Here is a 10,759-nt window from a genome sequence, read left to right on the forward strand (position 1 = left end):
TCTTCGTCATGGCGTGATCTCCTCCGACGCGGACACGCCGCAATCGCCTGTTGGATCAAGCTGGAGATTACGCCGCCTTCATTTTCCAACCACTCCTGCTACGGCACCATTGCCACGACAAAAGCCCACTAGTTCACTCACGATCCAACGGGGCTGGGGCGCGAGGCGCCAAGCCACCCTTTCAACGGACCTCGCCTAACTAAGACATACCAATTCAGGTCGCAGAAACTTGTTTAAGTTATTTGACGGCCCACGCGGATCGGAACCGACTCGCGAACCACCCAGTTATGCCTGAGGGCATGAGGCGAATGACGGCGACGAGAATGACGCCGAACAAAACAAGATGCAAACCAGGGAGATTGTTGGCCAAGTTCCCGCGGAGGATCTCTCCTAGCGGAAACAACAATCCGACCCCAAGTACGGGCCCCCACAGCCTGCCCGCGCCGCCGACCACCGTGAATAGCGCTATGGATATAATCAATATAGGTGACGCTACGACTTCGGGATCAACGAATCCGTCGTAGCGAGCGAGGACCGAACCGCCCAATGAACTGAGAACTGCGCTGATCACCATCGCGGTCGCCTTCGATCGGAAAAGGTCTATTCCGATGGCTTGCGCAGCGTTTTCGTTCCCTTTTAGCGCTCGCAGGCGATAGCCTAGCTTGGAGTGGAGGATCGCGTAACTTGTCGCGAGAGCTAAGGCCATGAAGCAAAGCGCAAGGAGGACATTTTGGTTTGCGACTGAAAGCTGCAGTCCGGATGCGGACATCGGCCTGTATTGAACGAGCAGTCCCGAGGCGCCTCCGAGAAACTCCGTGCCAATCACGATGATGCGTCCCAACTCGCCGATCGCAAGCGTCACCAGAGCAAAATACAGATGCCCAAGCCGAAATCTGAACGTGATCCAGGAAATCGCCGCGCCTATCGCACCAGACATTGCAGCCGCGCATAGCACACCTATCCACCACGGAACGGACAGTTTAAGCAACATCGCGGCCGGAAGGAGCGCGCCAAGACCAATGAAAACGCTGTGGCCCAGCGATAGTTGCCCCCCAATGCCACCAACGATGTTCCAGGCAGAAGCGAGCCCGATATAGATCAACGTTTTGGTGGCGATTCCGCCGTAGTAGCCGGGGAGCGCCATGATTGCCGCTCCCACGATGACGATGGTAGACGCAGTGATCGCGGCCTTCGTGACCTTGGCGAACTTCATGATCGCGATCCGAAAAGCCCTTGGGGCCGGAAGATGAGAATGGCGATGAATACCGCGTAAGGTACGGCGAATCCCAGTGGCCCGTTCAAGTAGACGTTCCCGAGCGTCTCGGCCACGCCGATGATGATGCCGCTGACGAGGATGCTAAGGAGATTGTTCATGCCGCCGAGCACGAACGGCATCAACGCGACCACGGTATAGTGAAGACCCTCGCCCGGATGAATCGGCCTTCCGGCGACGAGGAGCGATGCGGACACAGCAAGGATCGCCGCACTTAGCGATACCACGATGAGTTGCGTCCGTCGCACGTCGACGCCGACCAATGCCGCGGCTTTCGCGTTCTGGTGCACCGCCCGTACGCTTCGGCCGAAGTCGGTATACCCGAGCGTCCAGAAGAGGACGCCGGCGAGCCCCCATGTCGCAACGAAGGAAATGAGCAGCGACGTCTGTACAACAGCGAAATCGCCGATCACCAAGACGTCACCATCAAGTACGGACGGAACTCTTTGGAAGTTACCGCCGTAGACCATCAAGATCCCGTTTTGGATGACAAACATCAAGCCGAGCGTGAGTTGGATGACCATCAATTGCTGGGAACTGATCGGCTGGATCAGGTATCGATATACGACGGCCGTTACGGCGATGATGACCGGCATCGTAATCAGAATCGAGACGTACGGGTCTAAGTTCAGAAGGGTTGACAGCGTCAGCGTCATGAACATGCAGAGGACCATCAGGTCGCCCTGCGCGAAATTCGTGATGCCGCTCACGCCGTAGATCAGCCCCATGCTGAGGGCGATCAGTCCGTACGTGCTACCGATGAGCACGCCTTGGATCACCCCCTGGTATAATATCTCCATTTCAAGTCCCCAAATAAGCCCGCTTGACGGCGGGATCATCCTGCATATCCTCGCTTCGTCCGGAGATGACGATTTCGCCGCGTTCGAGGACGTAGCAGCGCTGCACGTTCTGTAGCGTCAGGTTCAGATTTTGCTCCACCAGCAGGATCGTCAGTCCTTCGCGGTGCATAGCCGTCAACGCCTCGAAGATCGTAAGCACAAACTTTGGAGAAAGACCGAGCGACGGCTCATCCAAGATGAGCAGCTTCGGTCCGGACATGAGCGCCCTTCCGATCGCAAGCATCTGCTGCTCGCCGCCCGAGAGAGTTCCAGCGGCTTGCACGCGCCGTTCGGATAGCCTGGGAAAGAGGTCGAGGACAAATTCTAGCTTGCGTGAACGTTCGAGGCGCGCCTTGCGGGTGTAAGCACCGAGAGCGAGATTCTCCCAGACGGTCATTTCCGGAAACAATTGTCGACCCTCGGGAACCTGGCTGATGCCGCGCTCGGTGACTTCGTGCGCATGCAGTCGCGAGATGTCGCTTCCCTCAAAAACGCACTTTCCGCCCCTCCACGGAACGATCCTGCTGATGCAATTGACGAGGGTCGACTTTCCGGCATTGTTCGCGCCGAGAAGACCCACGATCTCGCCCTTGGCAATCTTCAGCGACACCCCGCGCAAGATATCGAGGTCGCCGTATCCGGCACTCGCGCCTTCGATTTCAAGCATCCAACGCCGCTCCCAAATAAGCATCCTGCACGTCGGGATGCGACATGACCTCCTCCGGCGTCCCTTGCATTATCAGCTCGCCGAAGTTAAGGACGAGCATTCTATCTGCAAGCCGCATCACGACGGGCATCACGTGCTCGACCATGAGGAAGGTGATGCCGCGGTCGCGCAGCTTGCGAATGGCCGCGATCGGCACTTCCGCCTCCACAAGCGTCAGGCCCGCCATTACTTCGTCCAGGATGATAAGCTTTGGGTCGGTAGCCACGCACTTCGCCAGTTCGAGGCGCTTTCGGCTCTGAATAGGTAAAGACGAAGCGAGTTCCTTTCGCTTTTCCGCCAGGTCCAGCTCTTCGAGAATCTCGTCGGCAAGGCGGCGCGCGGCGGGCAAAGCGTGATGGAGCATCGCCGCCGCGACGACCGTTTCGTGCACCGTCAGGTCCGGAAACATTTGGACGATCTGGAAACTACGAACCATTCCAAGCTTCGCGATCACGTGCGGCGGAAGACCAGTGACGTCACGCCCATCGAACTGCACCTTTCCCTGGTCGTTGCGCAGAAAACCGCAGATCAGTCCGAACAACGTCGTCTTTCCCGCACCGTTCGGTCCAACGACGGCCAGTATTTCGTTGCGGGGCAGAACGAACGAGACGTCATTGACGGCGATAACGCCTCCGAAACGCTTCGTAAGATGTCTGACCTCCAGCAAAGCGCCCGGTCTTTTAGCATCAATCGGCGCCGCAGGCCCGGGACCCAGCCTCATTGATACGACCTCGGCTCCCCGCGCGAAAACTCCGCAGGCCACAACGCCTGTTGGCTGCCGTCCGGCTGCCACTGCAGCGCAAGCGCAGTCTGGTCTGTAAGGCAGTTGTCCTCGCCGAAGGCAAGCTCAGGCCGCGGCAAATACAAGAAAGGATCGCTGCGCCCGATCCGGACCTTCTCGAACGCGCCTCTGAGCGCTTCGCGGTCGTTATTTCCAGCAAGCTCGAACGCTGCCTGCACCAATCTGGCCGCTTGCGCCGCCCAGACCTGGTAGTGCCCGATGGGGCCCTGCATCTTCTTTTCGTTGATCTGCCGCTGTAATTCGGAAACGATCTGTTTCGCCCCTGGCTGGTCGATACCCACGACAAACCCCGTCGTGGCGAAGAGGTTACGCGTGAGGACCTGCTCGGCCAATTTTGCACCAAGCTCGTTCCAAAGCGTGACGTCCGCATATCCGGCGCCGCAGCCGACGAACGTCGCTTCGTTGTATCGCAAGTTGGCCCGCGCCTGATGCAGCAAGACGCCTTCCCGTGTCAGCACCAGGCCAACTACGGCATCGGGTTTCGCTGACTTGATACGAAGTATCGTGGATGTCTGGTCTTGAGCCGTACGGTCGACCGGGATGCGCGCCGCCACGGTGAGGCCCGCGGCTGTCACCATCTTTTCCTGGAAATTGGCGATCTGCTGGCCAGCTTCGTAATTCGAGTAAACGAGGGCCACCGACCGGATACTTCGTCGCTTTTCTTTAATGAGATAGTTCAAGAACTCGATTGGCGGAGCGGCGTATCCCTTTTCGTAGGTAAACCCGATCGAGAACAAATATTTAGATCGGCTATCGCCGCTGGTGAAGGAAAGCGCAGGAACCTTCAGTTCGTCGAGAACCGGAACCAATGCGAGCATTTCGCTCGTCACCAGCGGTCCGGCAATGAAAGACACCTTCTCCTGCTCGATCAAACGTCGGGCCTCGCTCGCAGTGCCGGCGCTGCCGCTCGCGTTGTCGGCGACGACAAGCTCGATCTTGGCCCCCCCCATGCTTTTGATGCCCCCCTCCGCGTTGACCTTGTCGATCACGTAGCGGAATGGCGGGAACATGTTCGCAGCATATTGGGCCAGATTGCCGCTGATCGGAAGGATCATTCCCACACGAACAACACGGTCGCTTTGCGCACGTGCGGAGCGTACTCCGACGGCAAGTACCCCCGTCCCGGCCAAGAAGGTTCGTCGAGAGAATCCACGCATTGTTCCGGTCCTCTTAAGAGAGCATCGATTTGGCGATGACGTTTCGAAGGATCTCGCTCGTTCCTCCGCCGATTGTGCCGACCCTGGAATCCCGAAAATACATCTGCATCTCCGAGTTCATCATCAATCCCGCGCCGCCCATGATCTGGATGCCGGTGTCAGCGCATTTGGAATTGCTCTCCGTGGCGAAAATCTTCGTGACGGCCGCCGCGGTGCTCGGTGCAACGCCTCTGTCCATGAGAGAAGCGAGCCGATAGGTCATGACACGCGATATCTCGGCCATGCTGCGTATGTCCGAGATCTTGTGGCTGATGGCCTGATATTCAGTGATCGGTTTGCCGAACTGCTTGCGCCGTCGGGCGAAATCGATCGCAGATTCCAGTATCCTGTAGCAATTCCCGCTTGCCGCGGCCGACAGGAGCAGCCGCTCGACATTCAAACCGCGCATGATGTTCTTCCATCCGCCATTGACCCCGCCCAGAACGTGGGTTGCGGGAACCTTGACGCCGTCGAAGAACACCTCGTTGGTGTGGATCATGCGCCTGCCGAGCCCCCGCAGCGGGCGGATGGTCACACCTTTCGCCTTGGCGTCGACGAGAAAGAGCGTCATGCCCTTGTGCCTTGCCTCCGGGTCCGTCTTTGTTGCAACGACCAGATAGCCGGCGACGTGAGCGCAAGTGATGTAGACTTTCTGGCCATCGATGATCCAGTCGTCCCCCTTCGCAACCGCCTTCGTCCGGATACTGCTGGCGTCGGATCCTGTGTCCGGCTCCGTCAGGCAGAACGCCAACTTCAGCTTCCCGGCGATGAGCTGCGGTAACATGGACGCCCGCAACTGCTCGCTGGCTCCGAACTTCAGATGCATTCCGCCATAGACGACTGTAGTCAGGTAAGCCGAAGCCATCTGGGCATTGTGATAGGCGATCGCTTCGATCAGGACGGCCAGATCCATATAACTGCCGCCTGCCCCCCCGTACTGCTCGTCATGAGGCAACCCAAGCCACCCGGCCTCAGCAAGAGCGGCGTAAGCGTCGAATGGGAATTCGCTCTTGTCGTCGAGTTCCGCGACCTTCCATGGCGGCAGCTTTTCCCGCAAAAGCTGGAGCACGCTCGCGCGCACCTGCAGCTGATCGTCGGTGAGGTCGAACTCTTCGTTGTTATCGAACAGATGCATCTGCGCTACCTGCATGCTTTCGTGCGGGAATTGAGCGACCTGCCACCGGTCATTTCGGCCGGCGCCGATAGAGCAGCGTGGCTTGCATCTCCTGGACGACACGTCCGTCATGCCGCACGCATTCTCGCTTGAAGGTGATGACGCCGCGGTCCGACTTGCTACTCTCCTTCTTGTCGACGACCTTGGAGCGCAGACGGATCGTATCGCCGTGCTTGACGGCATCAAGAAGGCGCCACTTGTCGATTTGCAGCAACGCCAGCAGCGTACCATCGTTGATTCCGCTCGCGTATTGCAGGCCGCCCATGATCGCGTAGACCAGCGGGCCATGCGCAATCGGCTCTCCGAATTGCGTCGTTTTGCAATATTCGAAATTCGTATGAACTTCATTGAAGTCGCCCGAAAGGCAAGCGAAATTGATGATGTCCGTCTGCGTCACGGTGCGCGCCGGGCTTTCGAATTCCTGGCCAACCTCGAAGTCCTCGAAGTAGCGTCCACGCGGGCGGGGGATGCTCATGGGTGTTCCTTTTTTAGTTCGGCTTGTTCGCGAGAATGAGTGTGCAGTGCGAGGACAGGATGCCGCCCTCGTTGTGAACCAGCGCGAGTTCGGCGTCTTTCACCTGGCGGGCACCGAGTCCGCCGCGCAGCTGGCGTACACCCTCAATGATGCCGAAAAGTCCACCAGCGGCTCCCGCGTGGGCATGGGACAACATGCCGCCATGCGTATTGATAGGCAGCTTGCCTCCGATCGATGCTCTGCCGTCGGAGAAAAAGGAGCCGCCCTCTCCCGGTTCGCAGAAGCCAAGCTCTTCCAGCTCGATCAGCGGCACGATGCTGAAGCAGTCGTAGAGTTGGGCAACGTCGATGTCTGACGGTGTTACGCCGGCCATTGCGTAAGCACGTTCACCCGACTGCTTTGCGCCAAACTCCGTAAGGCTCGGAGCGCACATCAGATGTTCATGAGTGTGGTGCTCGCCGATGCCGAGGAGATAGGCCGGCTTCGACTTGAGGTCCTTCGCACGTTCGGCCGAGGTCACGATGAACGCGCCGCCGGCATCGGAGATCAGGCAGCAGTCGAGCATGCCGAGCGGATCGGCGATCGGCTTTGCCGACAACACGTCCTCGACCGTGATCGCGCTCTTCATGTGCGCGTTGGGGTGAAGCAAGGCATGGCGGCGCGTGTTCACCGCGATGTTGGCGAGATGTTCGCGCGTCGTGCCGTAGACGTGCATGTGGCGCTGCGCGATCATGGCGTAGAATCCAGGAATCGATCCGCCGTAGGGCTGCTCGAAATAGGGATGTCCGACCGCCAGGAGCGCCGAGACCGCCGAGTCGCGCGATTGACCGGTCGCGCGGTTCTCGCCAGCGCACACCAGGATGGTCTCCGCGCTGCCCGCAAGGATCGCCTCAGCCGCGTGCTTCAGCATCACGGCGGGGGATCCGCCGCCAACGACGATGGACGCATTGTAGCGGGGCTTGATGCCAAGATATTCGCACAGCACCGATCCCAACATGAAGTAGGGTTCGGTGAAGGAATACGCCGTCAGGACACCATCGATGTCCGACACCTTGAGACCTGTTTCGTCGAGCGCACGCTTCGCCGCCTGGGCGTTCAGGCCCAGCCCGGTCATCCCGGGCACCTTGCCAATGTCGGATTCGCCAACGCCGACGATCGCGATCTTTCCAGAAGCCAATTTATTCATTTCAATTCCTCTTGCTGCCTAGCCCGATCAGAGCGTCGACGGCTACGGCACGATTGGCCGAAATCTTGACGGGATTGACGTCCAATTCAACGATCTCCTGGCGCAGATCGCTGACCAACACGGAGATTCGGCTCACGATCTCGGCGAGCCCCTTGATGTCAGCGGCCGCCTGGTTGCGGTAGCCGAATAACAGGCGGCTGCCTCGCAGTGAACGCAGCATGTCGGTCGCTTCCGAGACGTTGACGGGAGCACGCCGGGTCTGCACGTCCGCGAGCAGTTCGATGGCCGTTCCGCCGAAGCCACACGTGATCAGCGGCCCGAACTGAGGGTCGACCGAAGCGCCGACCATCATCTCGGTGCCGCCCGCAACCATTTCCTGAACGACAATGCCGTTGACGGTGACCGGACCGTCCAGCCGCCCGGCCGCCTGTTCGATTTCCCGATATGCCTTCCGCACCCCATCTGCGTCGCTGACGTTCAACCGGACGACGCCAGCCTCGGTCTTGTGCGGAATGTCCGCCGAGTCCGCCTTGAGGACGACGGGGTATCCGATGGCCTCTGCATGTGCGACGGCTTCATCGGCGGTCATGGACAAGGCCTCGCGGTTGACCGAAACACCGTAGGATGTGAGCAGCCTTTTCGATTGTGCTTCGCTGAGAACGCCACCCGCGCGGATCGTCGCGAGCTCGGCAAGGGCCGCATCACGTGCTTTGGAGTCGGACAGACTCTTCTCCGCCCTGGCCTTCCGGTCCGCCTTGTCGTAATAATCGAACCACGACCTTATTGCCTTCATGCAGCGGCCCATCGACCTGAACATCGAGATCTTCCGGCTCTTGTCGTAGATTTCGCTGCCCGGCCCCTCCAGCCATTCGTTGAACCAGACGAGGCAGATCGGTTTGGAGAGTTCGGCTGCGAGCCGATCAAGATGAATAGCTCTCTCGGTCGTGATCGGCTTCTGCGCCGAAAGCATAGGCACGACCACAACGCCGTAACTCGGATCATCGGCGAACGCCTTGATGCAGGCGCTGTACAGATCGAAGCTCTTGAGTGTCTCAGCGGTCATGTCCGTCGGGTTCGATACCGAACCGAAATCCGGCACCAGCTTCGACAGCCGCGCCACGGTATGGTACTGAGGCGCAGGCATCGCGACACCAAACTCCTCGGCCTTGTCTCCGGAGATGACGGCGGCCCCTCCGGAGCTCGCCATGACCCCCGCCCCGGGGCCCTTTGGAACGCCTGCGCGCTCGAAGAAGCAGGCGGTCTCGAGCACCTCCTCCCAGTTGTCGACGACGATCGCCCCCATCTCGCGGAATGCCGCATCGTAAGCCGCATTGGAGCCAGCCAAAGTGCCGGTGTGGGAAAGTGCCGCCTTCTTGCTGATTGCGCTATGTCCCATCTTGTAGATGACGAGTGGTTTCCTCGCTGCGAAGGCTCGGCGGCCGGCTTCGATGAGGCGACCACCGTCCCGAATTCCCTCGAACAAACATGCGATCACTGCGGTGCTCGGATCGTCGACCAGGTAGTTGATGAGGTCGCAGATATCGACATCGCTCGAATTTCCGGCCGACAGAAATTGCGAGAAGCCGATACCCCGCTGCAGGGCCTGGATAATGGTGTATCCGAGGCCCCCGCTCTGGCTGACGAGACCAATTCCGCCGGCGATGATCGGCATTTCGTTGAATTTCGGCATGAAGTGCATGCCGATTTTGGAGGCGAAGTTGATGATGCCAACGCAGTTCGGGCCGATGATCCGGATGCCCGTCGATTGCGCGATCTCCGCAAGTTCGCGTTGAGCAGCCGTCCGCTCCGCGATGCCCAATTCCGCAAAACCAGACGAGTAGACGATCGCGCCGCTGATTCTCTTGGCTGCGCACCGTCTGACAAGATCGGTCACCTGATCCTGCGGCACCGAAATGACGACAGCATCCGGTACCTCCGGAAGATCCTCGATCGTGGGGTAGGCCTTGTGGCCGAAGATCACGTCCCGTTTCGGGTTGATCGGAAGAAGCTTGCCGCCGAAAGTCGCGAGATTCTCCATCGTCCGCGCCCCGAAGGAGCCCGGCGATTCCGAAGCGCCGATGACCGCGATGCTCGCGGGGTTGATCAAGCGCTCGAGCTCCTTACGACCGAAGAGCTTCGTCCTGTTCTCGATGTATCCCTTGATCTCCGTCACAGTCCGAGCTCCCGAGCGATCAAGCTACGTTGGATTTGCGATGTACCTCCGCCGATCGTCGCGTTGCGCGCGTCCCGCCAGTACCGCTGCATATCGTGGTCATGCGTGTAGCCGGCACCGCCGAGTATCTGCATGCCCTGCGTGGTCACCCGCACGAACATCTCCGAGACGAACAGCTTGGCCATGCAAGCCTGCTTCACGCACGGCATCCCTTGGTCGTACCGCCAGGCCGTCGATGCCGTGATCCATCTGGCCGCTTCCACGTCCGTCGACATATCGGATAGCATGTGAGCGATCGCCTGAAACTCGGCGATAGGCTTACCAAACTGCTTCCTCTCGCCGGCGTAGCGGATCGCATCGTCCACTGCGGCCCGGGCGTTGCCGAGATAGTTCGCGGCGAGCAGAATGCGTTCGCGTTCCAGATGCTTGTTGATGTAGGACCAGCCGCTGTTTTCCTCGCCGATCAACATCCGTTTCGGAAGTCGCACCTCGTCGAGAAAGATCTCGCAGAGCCCGAGAATCCTTCTGCCCACGACGTCCAGCCGGTTGATGGTGATGCCCGGAAGATCGTTAGGGACGAGAAAAAGCGAGATGCCGGCATGCTTCTTGACGTCCGGGTTCGTCCGCGCGGCCAGAACGATCATGTTGTTTGGCGCATGCGCTCCGGACGAATAGAGCTTCTGGCCAGTAATCACGTAATCATCGCCATCGCGGCGCGCCCGCGTCTGGAGCGACGCCGCATCCGATCCGGAACCCGGCTCGGTCAGGCTGAAGGAAAGCTTCGTGTCGCCTTTGACGACTTTCGGAAGGATTTCGGCCTTGATCTCCTCGCTCGCGAAATCGGCGAGGATCATCGCGCCCCACCCGATCAACGCGAGACGCGTCGCGAAATCCACGCTCGGCCTGGCGATTTCCTCCAGTGCGATGGCGCAATC

Annotated in this window: 10 protein-coding genes; all 10 read right to left on the reverse strand. The window is 59.6% G+C overall.

Going from position 1 to position 10,759, the window contains the following annotated elements; all coding sequences use genetic code 11:
- Nucleotides 1–238: 238 nt before the first annotated feature.
- Nucleotides 239–1,213, reverse strand: coding sequence for a branched-chain amino acid ABC transporter permease (locus JHD07_RS13590; RefSeq protein ID WP_049820496.1), 975 nt, complete (start codon nt 1,211–1,213; stop codon nt 239–241).
- Nucleotides 1,210–2,112, reverse strand: a complete 903-nt coding sequence (locus JHD07_RS13595; protein WP_245265962.1) for a branched-chain amino acid ABC transporter permease — start codon at nt 2,110–2,112, stop codon at nt 1,210–1,212. Before JHD07_RS13595 ends, JHD07_RS13590 begins: the two co-directional genes overlap by 4 nt.
- Nucleotides 2,075–2,779: an ABC transporter ATP-binding protein gene (locus JHD07_RS13600; protein WP_024342801.1), complete on the reverse strand. Its 705-nt coding sequence runs from the start codon at nt 2,777–2,779 to the stop codon at nt 2,075–2,077. The genes JHD07_RS13595 and JHD07_RS13600 overlap by 38 nt, the downstream gene beginning before the upstream one ends.
- Nucleotides 2,772–3,539: an ABC transporter ATP-binding protein gene (locus tag JHD07_RS13605; protein ID WP_049820495.1), complete on the reverse strand. Its 768-nt coding sequence runs from the start codon at nt 3,537–3,539 to the stop codon at nt 2,772–2,774. The genes JHD07_RS13600 and JHD07_RS13605 overlap by 8 nt, the downstream gene beginning before the upstream one ends.
- Nucleotides 3,536–4,675, reverse strand: coding sequence for an ABC transporter substrate-binding protein (locus JHD07_RS13610; protein ID WP_049820494.1), 1,140 nt, complete (start codon nt 4,673–4,675; stop codon nt 3,536–3,538). The genes JHD07_RS13605 and JHD07_RS13610 overlap by 4 nt, the downstream gene beginning before the upstream one ends.
- Nucleotides 4,676–4,790: 115 nt before the next feature.
- Entirely contained in the window at nt 4,791–5,966 is a 1,176-nt protein-coding gene (locus JHD07_RS13615; protein ID WP_291622899.1) for an acyl-CoA dehydrogenase family protein, read from the reverse strand.
- A gap of 34 nt (nt 5,967–6,000) precedes the next feature.
- A complete protein-coding gene (locus tag JHD07_RS13620) occupies nt 6,001–6,465 on the reverse strand; it encodes a MaoC/PaaZ C-terminal domain-containing protein (protein ID WP_024342797.1) in 465 nt (154 codons plus the stop codon).
- A gap of 13 nt (nt 6,466–6,478) precedes the next feature.
- Nucleotides 6,479–7,651, reverse strand: a complete 1,173-nt coding sequence (locus tag JHD07_RS13625) for a hypothetical protein (protein WP_024342796.1) — start codon at nt 7,649–7,651, stop codon at nt 6,479–6,481.
- A gap of 1 nt (nt 7,652) precedes the next feature.
- Nucleotides 7,653–9,824, reverse strand: a complete 2,172-nt coding sequence (locus tag JHD07_RS13630) for an acetate--CoA ligase family protein (RefSeq protein ID WP_024342795.1) — start codon at nt 9,822–9,824, stop codon at nt 7,653–7,655.
- The coding region (locus JHD07_RS13635) for an acyl-CoA dehydrogenase family protein (RefSeq protein WP_291622902.1) at nt 9,821–10,759 on the reverse strand (939 nt) is incomplete at its 5' end. The genes JHD07_RS13630 and JHD07_RS13635, both read right to left, overlap by 4 nt.

This window comes from Bradyrhizobium sp. (genome assembly GCF_016462955.1).
Classification (GTDB): Bacteria; Pseudomonadota; Alphaproteobacteria; order Rhizobiales; family Xanthobacteraceae; genus Bradyrhizobium.

Coding starts and splice junctions, on each gene's coding strand:
- JHD07_RS13590 (WP_049820496.1), bottom strand. CDS start 1,213: ATGAAGTTCGCCAAGGTCACGAAGGCCGCGATCACTGCGTCTACCATC.
- JHD07_RS13595 (WP_245265962.1), bottom strand. CDS start 2,112: ATGATCCCGCCGTCAAGCGGGCTTATTTGGGGACTTGAAATGGAGATA.
- JHD07_RS13600 (WP_024342801.1), bottom strand. CDS start 2,779: ATGCTTGAAATCGAAGGCGCGAGTGCCGGATACGGCGACCTCGATATC.
- JHD07_RS13605 (WP_049820495.1), bottom strand. CDS start 3,539: ATGAGGCTGGGTCCCGGGCCTGCGGCGCCGATTGATGCTAAAAGACCG.
- JHD07_RS13610 (WP_049820494.1), bottom strand. CDS start 4,675: ATGATCCTTCCGATCAGCGGCAATCTGGCCCAATATGCTGCGAACATG.
- JHD07_RS13615 (WP_291622899.1), bottom strand. CDS start 5,966: ATGCAGGTAGCGCAGATGCATCTGTTCGATAACAACGAAGAGTTCGAC.
- JHD07_RS13620 (WP_024342797.1), bottom strand. CDS start 6,465: ATGAGCATCCCCCGCCCGCGTGGACGCTACTTCGAGGACTTCGAGGTT.
- JHD07_RS13625 (WP_024342796.1), bottom strand. CDS start 7,651: ATGAATAAATTGGCTTCTGGAAAGATCGCGATCGTCGGCGTTGGCGAA.